This window comes from Pseudomonas sp. Nvir (assembly GCF_963778085.1).
Lineage (GTDB): Bacteria > Pseudomonadota > Gammaproteobacteria > Pseudomonadales > Pseudomonadaceae > Aquipseudomonas > Aquipseudomonas juntendi.
This window is the reverse complement of sequence record NZ_OY970405.1, coordinates 4000534-4019910: the sequence shown is the minus strand read 5'-3', so window position 1 is coordinate 4019910 and position 19377 is coordinate 4000534. Positions and strand designations below refer to the sequence as shown.

Below are 19377 nucleotides of genomic sequence, written 5' to 3'. Positions count from 1 at the left end.
TCTCGACTCAGCATAGCCGGGCATTGTCGGCTGTGGAAAAAATGCCATTATCTTCACTACCAGCCGAGCCGGCGCTGCTGCAGGGAACACCGCCTGCCACGCGCGACACGCCGCTGGCTGTTTTTGAATGCGGCATGCAACGATCCACGCGTGCCCGTGGTCGAGATAGGGTTGGTCAACCTCAGGGAGATGCGCCTATGCAAGCGCGCAAGGCAATGCTGGTCCTGCACGGCAAGCAGGCGATGAACGACGAACTGCGCGATGCCGTGCACGACATGCGCGACAGTGGCTGGGTGCTGGATGTGCGGGTCACCTGGGAGGCGGGCGATGCCCAGCGCCTGGTGACCGAGGCGCTGGCGGCAGGTTACAGCCACATTGTCGCCGGTGGCGGCGACGGGACCCTGCGCGATGTGGCCGAGGCCATGGGGCAGGCCGGGACCGATGCCAGCCTGGTATTGCTGCCGTTGGGCACCGCCAACGATTTTGCCAAGGCTGCCGGCATTCCGCTGGAGCCTGCCGCTGCGCTGGCCTTGTTGAACGTGGCGGCACAGCCCATAGACCTGGGCCAGGCCGGCGACCAGCTGTTCCTCAACATGGCCACCGGCGGGTTCGGTAGTCAGGTCACGGCCAATACGTCCGAAGACCTGAAGAAGGTCCTGGGCGCCGCGGCCTATCTGTTCACCGGCCTCACACGCTTCAGCGAACTGCAGGCGGCTTCGGTCGAGCTGCAAGGGCCGGATTTCCACTGGCAAGGGGATCTGCTGGCACTGGGTATCGGCAATGGCCGCCAGGCGGGAGGCGGGCAGGAGCTGTGCCCGGATGCGGTAGTCGATGATGGCTTGCTCGATATCGCCGTATTGCCTGCCCCACAGGAAATGCTGGGCACGTTGCGTGACCTGCTGGCCGGTGATGGCCTGTTCGTCCGTGCCAGGTTGCCCTGGGTCGAGATCAAGAGCGCCCAGGGCCTGGACCTCAACCTCGATGGCGAGCCCTTGCAGACTACCAATTTGCGTTTCGAAGCCCGGCCCGCAGCGTTGCGCCTGCACCTGCCTGCCGGGTCGCCGCTGCTCAGTCGTCCAGGCTGATGATCTTTTCGCGCACGGCAAACAGTACCAGGCCAGCCACATCATGAATTTGCAGGCGCTTCATGATTTGCGAGCGGTGGGTTTCCACGGTCTTGATCGACAGGCCAAGGCCAGTGGCAATTTCCCGGGTCGACTTGCCGCGCACGATCAGGCGCAGGATCTCCAGCTGGCGCGCCGTGAGGTTATGCCGGTCGCTGCCGCCCTGTGCGCCCGGCCTGTTGCGCTGCAGCGCCTGGTTGATGACGGTGTGGGCGATGGCCGGGCTCAGGTAGCGCTCGCCGTGGCGTACTGCCTCCAGCGCCTGCTCCAGCTCGGTGGCACTGGTGTCCTTGAGCAGGTAACCGTGGGCACCGCTTTCCAGGGCACGCATGATCAGGTCCGGATCGGTGTGCATCGACAGGATCAGCACCTTGCAGTTGCTGCCGCAGGCCCGCAATTGGGTCAGGGCGTCCAGGCCACTGGTCGAGCGCATGGAAATGTCCAGCAGGACAATGTCCGGCGCCAGTGCGCGCACCTGCTCAAGCAACTGGCTGCCATCGTCGGCCTCACCGACCACGCTGTAGCCGGGAATGTCGCAAACCAGCGCACGTACGCCGGCGCGGATCAGCGAGTGGTCGTCGACCAGCAGCAATCTACAGGTCATGGGCAACAGTACTCCTGGCGCGTTGCTGGGTGCGCGGTGGCCACGGGAACATCGCTTCTATCCGTGTACCCTGGCCAGGCTGGCTGGTGATCTGCAGGCTGCCCTGCAAGGCCGTTACCCGCTCCTGCATGCCGGCCAGGCCGCGCTGGCCGGCCTCGGCCGGATGCCGGGCGGGAACGAAGCCGCGGCCATCGTCGTGAATCGACAACGCCAGCCCGGCAGGGGTGCGTTGCAGGCGCACAACCAGGTTGTGTGCCTGGGCATGGCGCAGCATGTTGGTGACTGCTTCCTGGGTGATGCGGAACACTGCCATGGCCACTGCATCGTCAATGCCGCCCAGGCGTTGGTTGCACGCCAGGCTCCAGTGTACGCTGCTGCTGCCCAGCGTGCGGACCAAGTGCGCGCGCAAGCTGGCTTCCAACCCAAGACTCGCCAATTGCCTGGGGTTGAGCAGGCTCGACACGTTGCGTACCGTGCCCAGGGTGTCATCCAGGGTGCTGTGCAGCGCATCGCAGTGGCCCTGCAACTCGGCCGGCATGCGCCGTTTCAGCCACTGCAGTTGCAGTTTGGCGGCAGTCAGCAATTGGCCAATGTCGTCGTGCAACTCCCGGCTCAGGTGTTGCCGCTCGTCTTCCTGCACCTTCAGCATGCGCTCGGCCAGTTCAGCCGGCCGCAGGCTGATCGACCTGGCCCCCAATCCCAACTGCAGGGTGGCGGCCAGCGTTGCGGCCAACTGCAAAAGCAGCAGGCCAGCCGGGATAGCCAGGTTGGCCAGGTACAGCATCAGGTTGGTAACCAGCGAGGCCACACACAGCCCGACCGTCAGCCAGCGCAGCAGGGCAACGCGGCAGCAGCTACGCATGTGGAATTTCAAGCGTGGGAGCATAAATAGGGAAGCCACTGAAGTATTGCTGATAGAGGCCTTGCACAATGCGGGTCAGAGGCTTTGGCGCAGTACTTCCGCTGTTTGGTCGAGCACCTGATGTGCAAACTTTTTTGTGATTGCAAGTGTTTGTGGGGGCGCATATTACCACTTCGTACGGTGTCGGTCGCGGCTGGGTGACGCTCCGAAACGCCTGTTGGCAGGGCGGTGCCGGGTGGCAAAGTGCCACCCGCGGATCCCGCTGCTCGCACCCGCGCTGCAACTAAGGCGGTAATGATTCAACTTGGCCTTCCTGAAACTTTGCGAACTTTGCAAGTTCGACCAGCGCAGGGCTTGAGTGCATGTAGTTAGTTGCACTTCTGGTCAGGTTAATGCGCGCGGTACGACCGGCTGCCATGGCTGCCGGAGCGCATGACATCATGCGGGTGATCGCACGTTTTGCCTGCTTCATCGCAAGACGCGCAAGCCGGGGCAAGGGGTTGCTGCACGACCTTGGCCAGCTCGCCCAGCAGCACCAGTTGCTCGCCGATATCCAGGTTCAACCGCCCGGTTCGGCTGTCGAGCAACTCCAGTTGCCAGGCCAGCAGGGTCAGGCACGCCTCGATCGCAGGCAATGCCTCTGGCTGCAGGCAGCCGCTGTAGCAGGCCGGGGCCAGCAACTGGTGAAGCGCGGTGGCGTAATGGGCAACTTCGCGCGCGCCCAGGCGGGTGGCCTGCCCGGCGAGGCTGGCCAAGGTGCTGTCCAGGCAGCGGCAGGCGTCTGGATCGTTGTCGATCAATTCCAGATGCTGCAGGCATTCCTGGGCCTGGGTCAGCAGTACCTGGGCATCCAGCAGGAAGCCCTGCAGTGCGTTATCGAACGCTAAGGCAGTGTCCATGATCAGGTCCCCGCGCGTGGGGTAGGCGCAGGTGACGGGCACGCCGCAACGATAGCTAGCAAAAGCCTGACTCCATTCATGCAATGAGAATGGCGTCACATTAATGGCTAAAGGATATCGCGAATATCAGGTTTCACCTGACTGCCCCTAGGGGTTTCCCTGATGCGGGCTGCCGAATTCGAGCGGGGTGCCGGCAGTAAAGCATGATGGTAAAGTGATATCAATTGCCGGGTCGGCATTTTCCCGCAAGGGTCAAGGTGTGCGGGAAGCCGCCGATACAGGGTAGATCAATTCACCTTTTTCGACTCAAGCCTGGGGGCTTTCCAATGGCTGGCATTCTCGACACGGTAGACCAACGCACGCAACTGGTAGGTGAGAACCGCCTGGAAATCCTGATGTTCCGCCTGGCGGGCCGCCAATTGTTCGCGATCAACGTGTTCAAGGTTCAGGAAGTGCTGCAACTGCCCAAGCTCACCCTGATGCCCCAGCGTCATGCGTTCGTCTGCGGTGTGGTCAACCTGCGTGGGCAGACGTTGCCGGTGATCGACCTGTCCCAGGCCATTGGCATGCGCCCGCTGCAACCCACGCCCGACAGCACCATCATCGTCACCGAATACAACCGCTCGGTGCAGGCTTTCCTGGTAGGAGGGGTCGACCGCATCGTCAACATGAACTGGGAGTCGATCATGCCGCCGCCGTCCAGCGCCGGGCGCCAGCATTACCTGACTGCCATCACCAAGGTCGATGAGCAACTGGTCGAGGTCATCGACGTGGAAAAGGTGCTGGCTGAAATCGTGCCTTACAACGCCCGGGTTTCCGGCGACAAACTGGCCGACCCCGTGCTGGCACGGGCGCAAGGCCGCGAGGTGCTGCTGGTGGACGACTCCAGTGTGGCCCTGGCGCAGTTGCGCGACACCTTGTCCCAGTTGGGCATGAAACTGCATGTGGCCAGTGATGGCCTGAAGGCACTGCGCATGCTCAAGGGTTGGGCTGATGCAGGCGAGGACGTGTGTGAAAAGCTGCTGATGGTGTTCACCGACGCCGAAATGCCGGAAATGGACGGCTACCGCCTGACCACCGAGATTCGTGGCGATGCGCGGCTGCGCCAACTCTACGTGGTGCTGCACACATCGCTGTCGGGCAGTTTCAATGAATCCATGGTCAAGAAAGTGGGTTGCGACAACTTCCTTTCCAAGTTCCAGCCCGATCGCCTGGTCGACGTGGTCAAGCAGCGCCTGCTGCTGGATACGGCCACCGCGTGATCGCCACGCCTGCCCGGTATAAGCTTGGCATTTGCCAAGACGCGAGGCGGCAGGGATGTTTCTGAGTGAGTTGTACCGATACCCGGTGAAGTCGTGCCAGGCGCAGAGCCTGCGCGCTTCGCCGGTGGGGCTGCTGGGCCTGCAGGGTGACCGGCGCTGGATGGTGGTCGAGGCAGAAAACGGACGCTTCCTGACCCAACGTGCCTGGCCACGCCTTGGCCAGATCGCGGCGCACGATGACGGCTGCGGCCAGCTGCTGTTGCAGGCGCCTGGGCGCGCCTCGCTGAGGGTGGCAGTGCCACCTGCCGATGAGGGCCTGCGTGGCGTGACGATCTGGCGCGATACCTTGCGCGTGCCAGACGCCGGCGATGGCGCGGCGGCCTGGCTGAGCGAGTGGCTGGGCAAGGCTGTGCACCTGGTGTATTGCCCGGAGCAGCGTGCCCGTTATTTGCCCAACGGTTATGGCTTCAACAGCGATCGCGCGGCTTTTCCGGATGGTTTCCCCTTGTTGCTGATCGGCCAGGGCTCGCTGGACGAGCTTGACCGCCGTGTGGGGCGGCCCATGGAGATGCTGCGTTTTCGGCCGAACCTGGTGGTGCAGGGCGCCGAGCCTTTCGGCGAGGATGGCTGGAAGCGGATCCGCATTGGCACCCTCGAATTCCGGGTGCTCAAACCGAGTGTGAGGTGCATCTTTACCACTATCGACCCCGCCACCGGCGAGCGCAGTGAAGACCGTGAACCGATGGCCACGCTCAGGACCTTCCGCGAAAAGGAAGGCGATATACTGTTCGGGCAGAACCTGGCGGTGGATGGCAGCGGGTGGCTTGAGGTCGGGATGGGCGTGGAAATCCTGGAATAGCTGTGTGCTGGCACCGGCCTGTTCACAGGTTTGCCCGTGAACAGGCCGGCAAGGGCTCAGCGAACCTTACATGTCATCGAAATACCGCTCATGCCAATCCACCAGCGGCTGCGGTGCATTCAGTTTCTGCCCGTAGATCACCGAATACGACAGCACGTTCTGCACGTATTGGCGGGTTTCGTCGAACGGGATCGACTCCACCCACACATCGAAACTCAGGTGCTTGGCGCCCCTCAGCCACTGGCGCACGCGCCCGGGCCCGGCATTGTAGGCTGCCGAGGCCAGGACCCGGTTGCCGTTGAACTGGCTGTGCACCTGGCTCAGGTAGGCGGCACCCAGCTGGATGTTCTTGTCCGGGTTGAGCACTTGTGCCGGTGAGGCAAGCGGAATGCTGAACTTGCGGGCCGTTTCCTTGGCGGTAGCCGGCATCAGTTGCATCAGGCCGCTGGCGCCGACCGGGGAGCGTGCGTCTTCCATGAACGCGCTTTCCTGGCGGGTAATGGCGAATACCCAGCTCGAATGCAGGCCGCGCACGTTGGCTTCGCGCACCAGGGTATCGCGGTGGGCCATCGGGAAGCGGATGTCCAGGTCGTCCCAGTACTGGGCCTGGCTGATGGTGCGGATGGCCGGGAAGTACCAGCGCAATTCATAACCCAGGCGCGCCTGGGCCACCATTTCATCGCGGGTGAAGTGCCGGCTGACGTGGTACCACTCGCGGCGGCCTTCGACGATCTGGCCGCGGGCATGGAATTCCAGCGCCCGCTGGATGCCGGGTGTATTGCGTACTTTCTTCACCAGTTGCGGGCTCAGCAACAGGGGTTTGTTGTTCAGTTGGTACGGTGTCTTGGCCCGGTCGGCGGCGAGGAAACCATAGAAGTCACGCTCGCGCGCCACGGTCTTGTACAGCAGCGGGATCTGCGGGTTGTTCGGCTGTGCCAGCTCCAGGCTGCGCGCTTGCCAGTACTTCCAGCGGCTGCTGCTGGCCAGGTCCTGAGGCAGGCGCCGGGTCAGCTCGTAGGCGTCTTCCCAGCGGCCCAGGCGCAGCAGCAGGCGCAGGCGCCATTCACTGACGGTGTTGTCGCGCAGCTCAGGGTCGTAGCGGGTCATCAGGTCGAGCGCACGCGGGTCGTAGCGGCGGGCCAGGGTCAGGCCTATTTCGCGGGCGATGGCCACCTTTTCGTCGCGGGAGAAATGCATGCGCTGGGCGTAGTCGTCCAGCAGCGCCATGGCCCGCTCCGGGTCCTGGCGCGCCAGGCGGCGCAGGCCCAGGCTGACCACATCGGCCATCGCCTCGTTGGCCGGGGCAAAGCGCGATGGCTGGTTGAGCAGCTCAGGCTTCTGTGCCACGTCGACCAGCAGCCGGCCTTGCGGGCCGAGGGTGGTCAGGCCATTGACCAGGCTATTGGCCAGGCTGTAATTGCGCGCCTGGGCTGCCAGCTTGGTGCGCTGCCAGCGCTTGCTCTCGGTCAGCTGGCCTTCAGCGGCCCACATGCCGAACAGTGTGTCGCACGCGGCAGGTTGCGACTTGCCCACGTTCCACAGCTTTTCGGCGGTGGCGTTGCCTTCGGCACGCAGGCCATGGCTGAGCTGGTACTGGCCGTTGAGGCAATCGAGCTCGGTGAAATTGAGCTTGGGGTCGTAGTACTTGACGAAGGTGTCCCACTCGCCGCGTTCGGCCAGCCAGCGCAACCAGCGCAGTTTCATCCAGTTGGCCTGGGGCAGGTCGCCATGCTTGGCGAGGAACGCCTCGATTTCCTGGTTGCTGGCGCTTTTCAGGCGGGCAGTGAGCTCGTCGTAGGCCAGGTACGGGGTCAGCGGGTAGTCACTCAGGGCCTGGGCATAGCGTAGGTAAGGGCCTTTGTCGCCCTTGGCCAGCGCGCGCTTGGCTTCGTCGTAGTACTGGCGCTGCAGGGTGAGGTCGGTGGCCTGTGCCGCGCTGGTGGCAGCGGTCAGCAGCAGGCAGGAAGCAATTTGTAACAGGCGGCTGCGCATGATACGTCCGGGCAGTTGAACCATGGGGAAGTGACGGCGGAGCCAGCACTGTTGGAAGCTATTGCCTTAGCTTAGCCGTTTGCCGGCAGCGGGTGAAAGCACTGTGCTTGTATCGGCATATTAACGTCGACCGGATGTCGCCACGCGTGCATCGATTGGCCTGGCAGCTGCCGTCGGGGGCCCAACTCAGGTAGAATGCGCGCCCGATTTATGGAGACCAACATGACCCTGCTCAAATTCAGCGATGTGTCCCTCGCATTCGGCGCCATGCCGCTGCTGGACAAAGTGTCCTGGCAGATCGCTCGTGGCGAGCGGGTGTGCATCATCGGCCGCAACGGCACCGGCAAGTCGAGCATGCTGCGCCTGGTCAAGGGCGAGCAGAAGGGCGACGACGGGGAAATCTGGCGTGCGCCGGGCCTGAAGATCGGCGAACTGCCGCAGGAACTGCCGGTGGCCGATGAGCGCACGGTGTTCGACGTGGTCGCGGCCGGCCTCGACGGCGTGGGTGAACTGCTGGCGCAGTTCCACCACCTGAGCATGAACATCCAGGGCGACGATGACCTGGAAAAGCTCATGCACGTTCAGCACGAACTGGAAGCCCGCGACGGCTGGCGCCTGCAGCAGGTGGTGGAAAGCACCCTCAGCCGCCTGCAACTGCCTGCCGACAAGACCCTGGCCGAGCTGTCCGGTGGCTGGCGCCGCCGCGTGCTGCTGGCCCAGGCGCTGGTGTCGGAGCCCGACCTGCTGCTGCTCGACGAGCCGACCAACCACCTGGACATTGGCGCCATTGCCTGGCTCGAAGAGGCCCTGCGCGGCTTCAACGGCGCGGTGCTGTTCATTACCCACGACCGGTCGTTCCTGCAGAACCTGGCCACCCGCATCCTTGAACTGGACCGTGGCGGCCTGATCGACTGGAACGGCGACTACGCCAGCTTCCTGGTGCACAAGGAGGCCGCACTGGCCGCCGAAGAAACCGCCAACGCGCTGTTCGACAAGCGCCTGGCCCAGGAAGAAGTGTGGATTCGCCAGGGCATCAAGGCCCGCCGTACCCGCAACGAAGGTCGCGTGCGTGCCTTGAAGGCCCTGCGGGTAGAGCGTGGCGAGCGCCGCGAACGCCAGGGCAAGGCCAATATCCAGATCGAGGCGGCGGAAAAGTCCGGCAAGCAGGTCATGGTGCTGGAAAACGTAAGTTTCCATCATCCCGAAGGGCCGATGCTGGTCAAGGACTTCTCCATGGTCCTGCAGCGCGAAGACCGTATCGGCCTGCTGGGTGCCAACGGTACCGGCAAGACCACCTTGCTGAAGTTGATGCTCGGCGACCTGGAGCCCACTTCAGGCAAGGTCGAGCGCGGTACCAAGCTGGAAGTGGCCTATTTCGACCAGATGCGCCACCAGCTCGAGCTGGAAAAGACGGTAATCGACAACCTCGCCGAAGGCCGTGACTTCATCGAGATCGATGGGCAGAACCGCCATGTGCTCAGTTACCTGGGCGACTTCCTGTTCAGCCCCCAGCGTGCGCGCACGCCGGTCAAGGCGCTGTCGGGGGGGGAGCGTGCCCGCCTGCTGCTGGCCAAGCTGTTCAGCAAGCCGGCCAACCTGCTGGTGCTCGACGAACCGACCAACGACCTGGACGTGGAAACCCTCGAACTGCTCGAAGAGGTGCTGTCCAACTACAAGGGCACCGTGCTGATCGTCAGCCACGACCGGGCCTTCCTCGACAACGTCGTCACCAGCACCCTGGTGTTCGAAGGCGAGGGCAAGGTGCGCGAGTATGTAGGGGGTTATGAGGACTGGATTCGCCAGGGCGGCTCGCCGAAGCTGCTGGGCGTGACCGAGAGCAAGGGCGGCAAGTCGGCCCTCAACAGCGCGGTGGTGGAGAAGGTCGAGGCCAAGCCTGCGCCTGTTGCTGCGCCGGTGGTGGAAGAGGTATCGAAGAAAAAGCTCAGCTACAAGCTGCAGCGTGAGCTGGAGATGCTGCCGGGGCAGATCGACGCGCTGGAGCAGCGCATGGCTGAAGCTCAGGAAGAGGTGAATGCGGCGGGCTTCTATCAGCGGCCGATTGCGGAAACTTCGGCAGTGCTGGCCAGGATCGAGAAGTTGCAGGGTGAGCTGGATGTACTGGTGGAGCGCTGGGCTGAGCTGGAAGGCTGATAGTTGTTAGCCTGGTCCGGCCCTATCGCCGGCAAGCCAGCTCCCACAGGGACACCATAAGGCTTGAAATCCATGGTGCCTCTGTGGGAGCTGGCTTGCCGGCGGTAGGGCCGGACCAGGTCGGATCAGTCTTTCTTCTGCAAGCGTACCGCCAGCACGTCACACGGCGCACCGTGCAGCACGTCATTGGCCGTGGACCCCAACAGCAACGCCAGGCCGTGGCGGCCATGGCTGCCGACCACGATCAGGTCGCAGTGTTGTTCCTTGGCAAGCTGGTGAATTTCCTGGCGAGGTTGGCCGTAGGTCAGGTGCGAGTCGCCCCGATTAATGTCCGGGTACTTGTTGAACAACCGGTCCATGCGCTCTTTGGCCTGGTCGAACTGCTGTTGTTGCAGTTGCGACAGGTCCATCGGCACATCGCCGCCAAACGCCATGGCCATTGGCTCGACGATATGCACCAGCGATACCTTGGCGTTCGATGGGGCAGCCAAGGCCATGGCGCGCTTGATTACCGGGTCGCATTCTTCGGTCAGGTCGACCGCGACCAACAAATGTTCGTAGGGCATGAGCAGTACTCCTGACAATCGCGATAAAGGAAGTATGGTCGCTTTCGGGCGGGTCTTCCGTGAAAAATGGCTAACCAGCTCATTTGCAACGCTTTATGGAATCTACTGATATGACGGTATTGCTGGTGGTGTCAATCCTTGCGCTGATTCTCAGCCCGTTTTCCTGGTTGCGCAGTTCGCGCAAGCAGAGCGAGCAGATGAAGCTGCGCCTGGAGGCCCGACGTATGGGGTTGGCCATGCAGCTGGCGCCGCAACAGTGGCCGCACTGGCTGGAGAAGGAGCCGCCAAGTCCTTGCCCGCAGTACCACCGGGCGCGCCGCCGTGGGCACCAGAACAGCTTCAGCTACTGGCAGGTCAGCCCGGGGGTGTGGTGGAACCAGTACCGCGAACCCTGCGAAGACCCGCGCTTCGTGGAGGCACTGGCGCGCTTGCCGGCGAGCGTTTACAAGGTAGAGGCCGATGCCCGGATGATCGCGTTGTACTGGACTGAACGGGGCGATACGGCTGTATTGCAGGATGTTGCCTACGTCCTCGAAACCCTCGCCTGAGTTCAGCTAAACACGATCCCTTTAGGAGCAATTGTCTTTCTCAAAATTTGAAAAGCCTGCGCGATTCACCTGTGGGAGCGGGCAAGCCCGCGAAGCAGGCGACGCGGTGTCTGGCACCGGCTGCGCCGGTGTTCGCGGGCATGCCCGCTCCCACAAGTGGAACGGTGAATGACCAGGTCTAATCCCCTCTCAAGACACAATGCCGCTCCTACAACGACAAAGCGGCGGCTTGGCATACCCCTGAAGGGGTGGGGTGCCAAGTCGCCGCTTTGCGTTCTGCTTTCGCAGAAAAGGCCAGGCAGGCCGGGTATTCATTCACGCAAGTGGCAGTGTAGCCATACCCGCTCGGCGCGCAAGCGAAAATGTGCAGCGCCTGTGCAATCCCGCGGGTCGATCGCTGGCATGAATGACCGGTGATCACTGTCATCATGGTTTGCTGCGCGCACGGTACAAAATGACCGCAAAGTCGCGTTTTCTTCGTGCTCGTGAGCATTTGACAACGCAGATCTTTTCGGAGAATGTGTGCACACCCAAATCAAACGGGCGTATGAATTGAGCGTTTGTATGTCACCACGCCAAGCCATACTTCCGACTAGCGCGCTGACGGGTGTGCCTGGGCGGGGCAGCTAGGCCTGCTTCCGCTGCAGCGATCGGCGTGTACAGTTCAGCTTCCATATCGTGGAGATCAGTTGATGATTTACGAAGGTAAAGCCATCACGGTTAAGGCTCTTGAAAGTGGCATCGTCGAGCTCAAGTTCGACCTCAAGGGTGAGTCCGTCAACAAGTTCAACCGCCTGACCCTGAACGAGCTGCGCGAGGCCGTAGGCGCCATCCAGGCTGACGCCTCGGTCAAGGGCGTCATCGTCAGCAGTGGCAAGGACGTGTTCATCGTCGGCGCCGACATCACCGAGTTCGTCGACAACTTCAAGCTGCCCGAGGCCGAACTGGTCGCCGGCAACCTGGAAGCCAACCGCATCTTCAACGCCTTCGAAGACCTCGAAGTGCCGACCGTCGCGGCCATCAATGGCATCGCCCTGGGTGGCGGCCTGGAAATGTGCCTTGCCGCCGATTACCGTGTCATGTCCAGCAGCGCCAAGATCGGCCTGCCGGAAGTCAAGCTGGGCATCTACCCGGGCTTTGGCGGCACCGTGCGCCTGCCGCGCCTGATCGGTTCGGACAACGCCATCGAGTGGATCGCTGCCGGCAAGGAAAACCGCGCCGAAGAAGCCCTCAAAGTCGGCGCCGTCGATGCCGTGGTTGCGCCCGAGCTGCTGCAGGCTGGCGCCATCGACCTGATCAAGCGCGCCATCAGCGGCGAGCTCGACTACAAGGCCAAACGCCAACCCAAGCTGGAAAAACTCAAGCTCAACGCCATCGAACAGATGATGGCGTTCGAAACTGCCAAGGGCTTCGTTGCCGGGCAGGCCGGGCCGAACTACCCGGCCCCGGTCGAAGCCATCAAGAGCATTCAGAAGGCCGCCAACTTCGGCCGCGACAAGGCGCTGGAAGTCGAAGCGGCCGGGTTTGCCAAACTGGCCAAGACCTCGGTTGCCGAGAGCCTGATCGGCCTGTTCCTGAACGACCAGGAGCTCAAGCGCAAGGCCAAGGCGCACGACGAAATCGCCCACGACGTGAAGCAGGCTGCCGTGCTTGGCGCCGGTATCATGGGTGGCGGCATCGCCTACCAGTCCGCGGTCAAGGGCACCCCGATCCTGATGAAGGACATCCGCGAGGAAGCCATCCAGCTGGGCTTGAACGAGGCCTCCAAGCTCCTTGGCAACCGCGTCGAAAAGGGCCGCCTGACCCCGGCCAAGATGGCCGAGGCGCTCAATGCCATTCGCCCGACCCTGTCCTATGGCGACTTTGCCAATGTCGACATCGTGGTCGAGGCCGTGGTCGAGAACCCGAAAGTCAAACAGGCGGTGCTGGCGGAAGTGGAAGGGCAGGTCAAGGACGATGCGATCCTGGCCTCCAACACTTCGACCATCTCCATCAACCTGCTGGCCAAGGCGCTCAAGCGCCCGGAAAACTTCGTCGGCATGCACTTCTTCAACCCGGTGCACATGATGCCGCTGGTGGAAGTGATCCGTGGCGAGAAGTCCAGTGAAGTGGCTGTGGCCACCACCGTGGCCTATGCCAAGAAAATGGGCAAGAACCCGATCGTGGTCAACGACTGCCCGGGCTTCCTGGTCAACCGCGTGCTGTTCCCGTACTTCGGCGGCTTTGCCAAGCTGGTCAGCGCCGGTGTCGACTTCGTGCGAATCGACAAGGTCATGGAAAAGTTCGGCTGGCCAATGGGCCCGGCCTACCTGATGGACGTGGTAGGCATCGACACCGGCCACCACGGCCGTGACGTGATGGCCGAAGGTTTCCCTGACCGCATGAAGGACGAGCGCCGCTCGGCGGTGGATGCCCTGTACGAGGCCAACCGCCTGGGGCAGAAGAATGGCAAGGGTTTCTACGCCTACGAAACCGACAAGCGTGGCAAGCCGAAGAAAGTGTTCGACGCTACCGTGCTCGACGTGCTCAAGCCGATCGTGTTCGAGCAGCGTGAAGTCACCGATGAAGACATCGTCAACTGGATGATGGTGCCGCTGTGCCTGGAGACCGTGCGCTGCCTGGAAGACGGCATCGTCGAGACCGCTGCCGAAGCCGACATGGGGCTGGTCTACGGCATTGGTTTCCCTCCCTTCCGCGGTGGTGCGCTGCGCTACATCGACTCGATCGGTGTCGCCGAATTCGTTGCCCTGGCCGATCGCTATGCCGACCTGGGGCCGCTGTACCACCCGACCGCCAAGCTGCGCGAAATGGCCAAGAATGGCCAGCGCTTCTTCAACTGAGCGGTCAACGAGCTAGAGCGAGAGATTTGATATGAGCCTGAATCCAAGAGACGTGGTGATTGTCGACTTCGGTCGCACGCCGATGGGCCGCTCCAAGGGTGGCATGCACCGCAACACCCGCGCCGAAGACATGTCGGCGCACCTGATCAGCAAGCTGCTGGAGCGCAACGGCAAGGTCGACCCCAAAGAGGTCGAGGACGTGATCTGGGGCTGCGTCAACCAGACCCTGGAGCAGGGCTGGAACATCGCCCGCATGGCTTCGTTGATGACGCAGATCCCGCACACCTCCGCTGCGCAAACCGTCAGCCGCCTGTGCGGCTCGTCGATGAGCGCGCTGCACACCGCCGCCCAGGCCATCATGACCGGCAACGGCGATGTGTTCGTGGTCGGCGGCGTGGAGCATATGGGCCATGTCAGCATGATGCACGGCGTGGACCCTAACCCGCACCTGTCCTTGCATGCCGCCAAGGCTTCCGGGATGATGGGCCTCACTGCAGAAATGCTCGGCAAGATGCATGGCATCACCCGTGAGCAGCAGGACCTGTTTGGTTTGCGTTCGCACCAGTTGGCCCACAAGGCTACGGTCGAAGGCAAGTTCAAGGATGAAATCATCCCGATGCAGGGCTACGACGAGAACGGCTTCCTGAAGGTATTCGATTTCGACGAAACCATTCGCCCGGAAACCACCCTCGAAGGCCTGGCGTCGCTCAAGCCGGCATTCAACCCCAAAGGGGGCACGGTTACGGCCGGTACTTCGTCGCAGATCACCGACGGCGCGTCGTGCATGATCGTCATGTCTGGCCAGCGCGCCATGGACCTGGGTATCCAGCCGTTGGCGGTAATCCGCTCGATGGCGGTGGCAGGTGTGGACCCGGCGATCATGGGCTACGGCCCGGTGCCATCGACCCAGAAAGCCCTCAAGCGTGCCGGGCTGACCATGGCAGACATCGACTTCATCGAGCTCAACGAAGCCTTCGCTGCACAGGCCTTGCCAGTGCTGAAAGATTTGAAAGTGCTCGACAAGATGGATGAGAAGGTTAACCTGCACGGCGGCGCCATCGCTTTGGGGCACCCGTTCGGTTGCTCTGGGGCACGTATTTCCGGCACCCTGCTCAATGTCATGAAGCAAAATGGCGGTACCCTCGGGGTGGCGACCATGTGCGTCGGCCTCGGCCAAGGTATCACCACTGTCTTCGAACGCGTCTGATCGCGCCGCTGGACAGCAACCGGGGCCTTGTGCCCCGGTTTTGTTTTTTCAGGTTTTATTCAGGAGGGTGTGCAACATGCAGATACAGCCAGGCGTATACCGGCATTACAAAGGGCCTGAGTACCGTGTCTTCAGCGTTGCGCGGCACTCCGAGAGCGAAGAGTGGATGGTTTTCTACCAGTGCCTGTATGGTGACTACAGCTTCTGGGTAAGGCCACTTTCGATGTTCCAGGAGTCCGTCGAGGTTGACGGCGAGCAGGTGCCACGCTTTGCTTTGGTCAAGGCCGAAAAGGGGCTGCCCGGCTTGCTGGGCAAGTCGCACGCATGATCGTTCGAACTTGACCTCACACTTTTGCCACTATATATAGCGGTGCCGCGTGTCGGCACCTGACGCGTTTTTCATCTTCAGATTCAGGAATACTCCGATCCATGGGCAAATCGCTGGTCATTGTGGAATCCCCGGCCAAGGCCAAGACCATCAACAAGTACCTGGGCAACCAGTACGTGGTGAAGTCGAGTATCGGCCATATCCGAGACCTCCCCACCAGCGGTTCGGCCAGCGCAAGCAAAGAGCCGGCCGCCAAGCGTGGTAAGGCTGCGGGTGAGGCCCCGGCACTTTCACCCAAGGAAAAGGCCCGTCGCCAGCTGGTGTCGCGCATGGGTGTCGACCCCGACCACGGCTGGAAAGCCAAGTACGAGATCCTGCCTGGCAAGGAAAAGGTGATCGAAGAGCTGCGCCGCCTGGCCAAGGATGCCGACACCATCTATCTCGCAACCGACTTGGACCGCGAAGGGGAAGCCATTGCCTGGCACCTGCGCGAGGCCATCGGTGGTGACGAGGCCCGCTACAAGCGCGTGGTGTTCAACGAAATTACCAAGAAGGCGATTCAGGAAGCCTTCTCGCAACCGGGCGAGCTGGACATCGACCGGGTCAACGCCCAGCAGGCTCGGCGTTTCCTTGACCGTGTGGTTGGCTACATGGTGTCGCCGCTGCTGTGGGCCAAGATTGCCCGTGGCCTGTCCGCCGGTCGCGTGCAGTCGGTAGCGGTCAAGCTGGTGGTAGAGCGCGAGCGTGAAATTCGCGCGTTCATCCCCGAAGAATACTGGGAAATCCACGCCGACCTCGGCACCGCGAAAAACGCCAAGGTGCGTTTCGAAGTGGCGCGCGAAAATGGCGAGGCGTTCAAGCCGCTGAACGAAGCCCAGGCCATGGCCGCGCTGGAGAAGCTCAAGGCTTCCAGCTACAGCGTGGTCAAGCGCGAAGACCGCCCGACCAGCAGCAAGCCGTCGGCACCGTTCATTACCTCCACCCTGCAGCAGGCCGCCAGCAACCGCCTGGGCTTCGGTGTGAAGAAGACCATGATGATGGCCCAGCGCTTGTACGAAGCTGGCTACATCACGTACATGCGTACCGACTCGACCAACCTGTCGGCCGATGCCCTGGACATGGCCCGCAGCTACATCGAGCGTGAGTTCGGCAAGCAGTACCTGCCGGATGCACCGCTGGTCTACGGCAGCAAAGAAGGCGCCCAGGAAGCGCACGAAGCGATTCGCCCGTCGGACGTGAATACACACCCGACCAAGCTCAGTGGCATGGAGCGCGATGCCGAGCGCCTGTACGAGCTGATCTGGCGCCAGTTCCTGGCTTGCCAGATGCCGCCGGCGCAGTACCTGTCTACCAGTGTCACCGTGGCTGCCGGCGATTTCGAGCTGCGCGCCAAGGGCCGTATCCTGAAGTTCGACGGTTATACCCGTGTGCTGCCACAGCAGAGCAAACCGGGTGAAGACGACGTACTGCCGGAAATGGTCCAGGGCGAAGCGCTGAAGTTGCTGCAGATCGACCCGAGCCAGCACTTCACCAAGCCGCCGGCACGCTTCACCGAAGCCAGCCTGGTAAAGGAAATGGAAAAGCGCGGCATCGGTCGCCCGTCGACCTACGCGGCGATCATTTCCACCATCCAGGACCGTGGTTATGTGACCCTGCACAACCGCCGCTTCTACTCCGAGAAAATGGGCGACATCGTCACCGAGCGCCTGTCGGAAAGCTTCTCCAACCTGATGGACTACGGCTTTACCGCCGACATGGAAGAGAACCTCGACGACGTGGCCCAGGGCGAGCGTGACTGGAAGAACGTGCTCGACGAGTTCTATGGCGACTTCAGCAAGAAGCTGCAGACGGCCGAGTCGAGCGAAGACGGCATGCGCGCCAACCAGCCGACCATGACCAACATTCCGTGCAAGGAATGTGGCCGGCCAATGATGATTCGTACTGCTTCCACTGGGGTATTCCTTGGCTGCTCTGGCTACAGCCTGCCGCCGAAAGAGCGTTGCAAGGCGACCGTCAACCTGGTGCCCGGCGATGAAATCGCTGCGGACGACGAGGGTGAGTCCGAGTCGCGGGTGCTGTTGGGCAAGCACCGTTGCCCGATCTGCGCCACGGCGATGGATGCCTACTTGCTGGATGAGAAGCACAAGCTGCATATCTGCGGTAACAACCCGGACTGCCCTGGCTACGAAATCGAAGAAGGCAACTACCGCATCAAGGGTTACGAAGGGCCAAGCCTGGAATGCGACAAGTGCGGTAGCGAGATGCAACTGAAGACCGGCCGGTTCGGCAAGTTCTTCGGCTGCACCAACCCGGCTTGCAAGAACACCCGCAAACTGCTGAAAAGCGGTGAGGCAGCGCCACCGAAGATGGACAAGGTGGACATGCCTGAGCTCAAGTGCGAGAAGGTGGACGACACCTACGTGCTGCGCGATGGCGCCTCGGGGTTGTTCCTGGCGGCCAGCCAGTTCCCCAAGAACCGCGAAACCCGGGCACCACTGGTCATGGAAATCGTGCCGCACAAGCACGAGATCGACCCGAAGTACCACTTCCTGTGCGATGCGCCGCAGAAGGACCCGGACGGCCGCCCTGCAGTGATCCGCTACAGCCGCAAGACCAAGGAGCAGTACGTGCAGTCCGAGGTTGATGGTAAGCCTACCGGCTGGAAGGCGTTCTACGACGGTGGCGCGTGGAAGGTAGAAGACAAGCGCTGAGCCTTCAGTGCTGTAATTGGGGCCGCTTAGCGGCCCCAATCATTTATGATGCAGAAACTTGCCTTGCAGCCTGAAGGGAGGGCACAGAAATGGCCCAGGAAACCTACACCCGCACCAACCAGAAACTGTTCTTTGCCGGCCTCGCCCTCGAGGCCATGGCCAAGGCCGAGCAAAGCCAGGCCATGAATGCCCAGGGCCTGGTACAGGCCGAGCGCGAGTCGGCGCTGTTTCACCTGTACGGCGCGCTACTGGGCATGTGCCATGAAATTGGTGCTTTCTACCGCCTGCCGGTGGTGGCAACTGTGGAGCAGGCGCTGGCCGACGACAGCCTGAACGGTATTGCCATCCCCGAGGTGGCCGAGCTGCTGGAGCTGGCGCGCCAGCGTGAAACGTGGCTGGCGCAAATGCTCAGTGCTTATGCCGATTTGTTCCGACCACCTGTCGCCAGGAAAGCGCCAAAAACCGATGTTACTCAGCCGCTGATCCAAGCCGTGAACCTTGACGAGCCCGAGCAACCAGCGTTGTCCCGCGCCGAGCTGGAAAGCTGGCGCAATAACCTCAAAGGCCTGGTCAGGCGTTTTCGCGACGCGTTGAGTGAGTGCTGATCGCGGCAACGGCTGATACAATACTGGCCTTTCGCGGAGAACTGCCATTTATGTCTACGTCTTTTCTGGAAATTGTCGAGTTGCCTGATGGCCGCATCGAACTGCGTCGCGCCGAGGATGAAGGCTCACTGGTAACCTTGGATTTCTCGGAAGACGCCAAGGTATTTCTGCAGGGTCAGCATGTTGAAGTGGCCAAGGCCATGCTCAGCGTGGGTGTGCAGATGGCCGGTCGCCTGATGGAAGGTGAGGCTGAGCGTGATGAAGGGCCGCGGGTGCTGCACTGAACCCTGAGGGTGCAGCAGGTGCCTGGCGTTTTGAAGTAACAGGCAAAGCCTGAACATCAGCCGAGGCGGATGTTCAGGCTTTGTGCATTTCCGGTAGTGGCTGCCCGTAGCAGTTGCTGGCGGGCAGTAGCATTCACGCTACCCAGCCAGCTGACCACTGTGTGGCTAAGGCCCAGGCGCAGGGCTTCGCAGGCCAGCTGCAATGGGCTCTGATTGCTACGGGGTTGCAGCAGCAGGATCCGTTCACGGTTGAGGCCTGCGTCGCGCAGCCAGGCCTGGGTCAGGCTCGACGGCGGCGCGATCAGGGTCAGCCAGCGGGTTTCGTCTTCTTCGCTCAGCTCACGCAGTACGGGTGCCAGCAGGTTTTGGCAGTGCCCTTGGGCGCCACGCAGCGACAGTTCGCTGAAAAGCTCGGGGTCGCTGTGCTTGCGTGCCAGTTCGCTGGCCTTTAAGCCAGGAAGTACGGGTTGGGCAAGGAATGCTTCGAACAACGGCAACTGGGCTTGCTCGGGTACGTGAATGAACTGCTGCATGA

General features: G+C 62.2%; 17 protein-coding genes. 11 read left to right on the top strand and 6 right to left on the bottom strand.

Annotation, left to right across the window (positions count from 1 at the left end; all coding sequences use genetic code 11):
• Positions 1 to 197 precede the first annotated feature (197 nt).
• The gene (gene yegS, locus AACG97_RS19415) at positions 198 to 1085 is read left to right on the top strand and encodes a lipid kinase YegS (protein WP_009686265.1); all 888 of its coding nucleotides are present in this window, start codon (positions 198 to 200) and stop codon (positions 1083 to 1085) included.
• Here the strand turns inward: yegS and AACG97_RS19410 are convergent.
• The 3 genes from AACG97_RS19410 to AACG97_RS19400 all read right to left on the bottom strand — a co-directional run bounded on the left by AACG97_RS19410 (position 1069) and on the right by AACG97_RS19400 (position 3489).
• A complete protein-coding gene (locus AACG97_RS19410) occupies positions 1069 to 1728 on the bottom strand; it encodes a response regulator (RefSeq protein ID WP_009686266.1) in 660 nt (219 codons plus the stop codon). The two genes, yegS and AACG97_RS19410, sit on opposite strands and share 17 nt — an antisense overlap.
• Entirely contained in the window at positions 1718 to 2614 is an 897-nt protein-coding gene (locus AACG97_RS19405; RefSeq protein WP_115294477.1) for a sensor histidine kinase, read from the bottom strand. The genes AACG97_RS19410 and AACG97_RS19405 overlap by 11 nt, the downstream gene beginning before the upstream one ends.
• A 365-nt stretch (positions 2615 to 2979) precedes the next feature.
• Positions 2980 to 3489, bottom strand: a complete 510-nt coding sequence (locus AACG97_RS19400; RefSeq protein ID WP_009686268.1) for a hypothetical protein — start codon at positions 3487 to 3489, stop codon at positions 2980 to 2982.
• Positions 3490 to 3815: 326 nt separating this feature from the next.
• Between AACG97_RS19400 and AACG97_RS19395 the strand changes: the two genes are divergently transcribed.
• Both AACG97_RS19395 and AACG97_RS19390 read left to right on the top strand, forming a co-directional pair.
• Positions 3816 to 4751, top strand: a complete 936-nt coding sequence (locus AACG97_RS19395) for a chemotaxis protein CheV (RefSeq protein ID WP_054904159.1) — start codon at positions 3816 to 3818, stop codon at positions 4749 to 4751.
• Positions 4752 to 4806: 55 nt separating this feature from the next.
• Positions 4807 to 5610 carry an MOSC domain-containing protein gene (locus tag AACG97_RS19390; protein WP_197886223.1) on the top strand — a complete coding sequence of 268 codons (804 nt, stop codon included), beginning with the start codon at positions 4807 to 4809 and terminating at the stop codon, positions 5608 to 5610.
• 66 nt (positions 5611 to 5676) lie between these two features.
• Here AACG97_RS19390 and AACG97_RS19385 read toward each other — a convergent pair whose 3' ends face one another.
• Positions 5677 to 7602: a transglycosylase SLT domain-containing protein gene (locus tag AACG97_RS19385; RefSeq protein ID WP_029887729.1), complete on the bottom strand. Its 1926-nt coding sequence runs from the start codon at positions 7600 to 7602 to the stop codon at positions 5677 to 5679.
• A 222-nt stretch (positions 7603 to 7824) separates the two neighbouring features.
• On the opposite strand from AACG97_RS19385, the gene AACG97_RS19380 reads away from it, so the two are divergent.
• Positions 7825 to 9753 carry an ATP-binding cassette domain-containing protein gene (locus AACG97_RS19380; protein WP_225786022.1) on the top strand — a complete coding sequence of 643 codons (1929 nt, stop codon included), beginning with the start codon at positions 7825 to 7827 and terminating at the stop codon, positions 9751 to 9753.
• Positions 9754 to 9878: 125 nt separating this feature from the next.
• On the opposite strand, the gene AACG97_RS19375 is transcribed toward AACG97_RS19380, so the two are convergent.
• Positions 9879 to 10319 carry a universal stress protein gene (locus AACG97_RS19375; RefSeq protein ID WP_009686273.1) on the bottom strand — a complete coding sequence of 147 codons (441 nt, stop codon included), beginning with the start codon at positions 10317 to 10319 and terminating at the stop codon, positions 9879 to 9881.
• Positions 10320 to 10429: 110 nt separating this feature from the next.
• On the opposite strand from AACG97_RS19375, the gene AACG97_RS19370 reads away from it, so the two are divergent.
• The 7 genes from AACG97_RS19370 (at position 10430) to AACG97_RS19340 (ending at position 18842) form a co-directional block, all read left to right on the top strand.
• A complete protein-coding gene (locus AACG97_RS19370) occupies positions 10430 to 10867 on the top strand; it encodes a hypothetical protein (protein WP_029887011.1) in 438 nt (145 codons plus the stop codon).
• Positions 10868 to 11559: 692 nt separating this feature from the next.
• The gene (fadB, locus tag AACG97_RS19365) at positions 11560 to 13707 is read left to right on the top strand and encodes a fatty acid oxidation complex subunit alpha FadB (RefSeq protein WP_009686275.1); all 2148 of its coding nucleotides are present in this window, start codon (positions 11560 to 11562) and stop codon (positions 13705 to 13707) included.
• 31 nt (positions 13708 to 13738) lie between these two features.
• The gene (fadA, locus tag AACG97_RS19360) at positions 13739 to 14914 is read left to right on the top strand and encodes an acetyl-CoA C-acyltransferase FadA (protein ID WP_003248768.1); all 1176 of its coding nucleotides are present in this window, start codon (positions 13739 to 13741) and stop codon (positions 14912 to 14914) included.
• Between the two features lie 76 nt (positions 14915 to 14990).
• Positions 14991 to 15242: a DUF1653 domain-containing protein gene (locus AACG97_RS19355; RefSeq protein WP_197884860.1), complete on the top strand. Its 252-nt coding sequence runs from the start codon at positions 14991 to 14993 to the stop codon at positions 15240 to 15242.
• 101 nt (positions 15243 to 15343) lie between these two features.
• A complete protein-coding gene (topA, locus tag AACG97_RS19350) occupies positions 15344 to 17953 on the top strand; it encodes a type I DNA topoisomerase (RefSeq protein ID WP_144188934.1) in 2610 nt (869 codons plus the stop codon).
• An 89-nt stretch (positions 17954 to 18042) separates the two neighbouring features.
• Positions 18043 to 18558, top strand: coding sequence for a DUF6586 family protein (locus tag AACG97_RS19345; protein WP_009686279.1), 516 nt, complete (start codon positions 18043 to 18045; stop codon positions 18556 to 18558).
• A 50-nt stretch (positions 18559 to 18608) separates the two neighbouring features.
• On the top strand, positions 18609 to 18842 hold the full coding sequence (locus AACG97_RS19340) for a hypothetical protein (RefSeq protein WP_009686280.1): 234 nt from the start codon (positions 18609 to 18611) through the stop codon (positions 18840 to 18842).
• A gap of 56 nt (positions 18843 to 18898) precedes the next feature.
• On the opposite strand, the gene sulA is transcribed toward AACG97_RS19340, so the two are convergent.
• Positions 18899 to 19375, bottom strand: a complete 477-nt coding sequence (sulA, locus tag AACG97_RS19335) for an SOS-induced cell division inhibitor SulA (RefSeq protein WP_009686281.1) — start codon at positions 19373 to 19375, stop codon at positions 18899 to 18901.
• Between the last annotated feature and the right edge of the window lie 2 nt (positions 19376 to 19377).

Coding starts and splice junctions, on each gene's coding strand:
- AACG97_RS19380 (WP_225786022.1), top strand. CDS start 7,825: ATGACCCTGCTCAAATTCAGCGATGTGTCCCTCGCATTCGGCGCCATG.
- AACG97_RS19390 (WP_197886223.1), top strand. CDS start 4,807: ATGTTTCTGAGTGAGTTGTACCGATACCCGGTGAAGTCGTGCCAGGCG.
- AACG97_RS19340 (WP_009686280.1), top strand. CDS start 18,609: ATGTCTACGTCTTTTCTGGAAATTGTCGAGTTGCCTGATGGCCGCATC.
- AACG97_RS19400 (WP_009686268.1), bottom strand. CDS start 3,489: ATGGACACTGCCTTAGCGTTCGATAACGCACTGCAGGGCTTCCTGCTG.
- AACG97_RS19345 (WP_009686279.1), top strand. CDS start 18,043: ATGGCCCAGGAAACCTACACCCGCACCAACCAGAAACTGTTCTTTGCC.
- AACG97_RS19370 (WP_029887011.1), top strand. CDS start 10,430: ATGACGGTATTGCTGGTGGTGTCAATCCTTGCGCTGATTCTCAGCCCG.
- AACG97_RS19395 (WP_054904159.1), top strand. CDS start 3,816: ATGGCTGGCATTCTCGACACGGTAGACCAACGCACGCAACTGGTAGGT.
- AACG97_RS19355 (WP_197884860.1), top strand. CDS start 14,991: ATGCAGATACAGCCAGGCGTATACCGGCATTACAAAGGGCCTGAGTAC.
- AACG97_RS19385 (WP_029887729.1), bottom strand. CDS start 7,602: ATGCGCAGCCGCCTGTTACAAATTGCTTCCTGCCTGCTGCTGACCGCT.
- sulA (WP_009686281.1), bottom strand. CDS start 19,375: ATGCAGCAGTTCATTCACGTACCCGAGCAAGCCCAGTTGCCGTTGTTC.
- fadA (WP_003248768.1), top strand. CDS start 13,739: ATGAGCCTGAATCCAAGAGACGTGGTGATTGTCGACTTCGGTCGCACG.
- topA (WP_144188934.1), top strand. CDS start 15,344: ATGGGCAAATCGCTGGTCATTGTGGAATCCCCGGCCAAGGCCAAGACC.
- yegS (WP_009686265.1), top strand. CDS start 198: ATGCAAGCGCGCAAGGCAATGCTGGTCCTGCACGGCAAGCAGGCGATG.
- fadB (WP_009686275.1), top strand. CDS start 11,560: ATGATTTACGAAGGTAAAGCCATCACGGTTAAGGCTCTTGAAAGTGGC.
- AACG97_RS19405 (WP_115294477.1), bottom strand. CDS start 2,614: ATGCTCCCACGCTTGAAATTCCACATGCGTAGCTGCTGCCGCGTTGCC.
- AACG97_RS19375 (WP_009686273.1), bottom strand. CDS start 10,319: ATGCCCTACGAACATTTGTTGGTCGCGGTCGACCTGACCGAAGAATGC.
- AACG97_RS19410 (WP_009686266.1), bottom strand. CDS start 1,728: ATGACCTGTAGATTGCTGCTGGTCGACGACCACTCGCTGATCCGCGCC.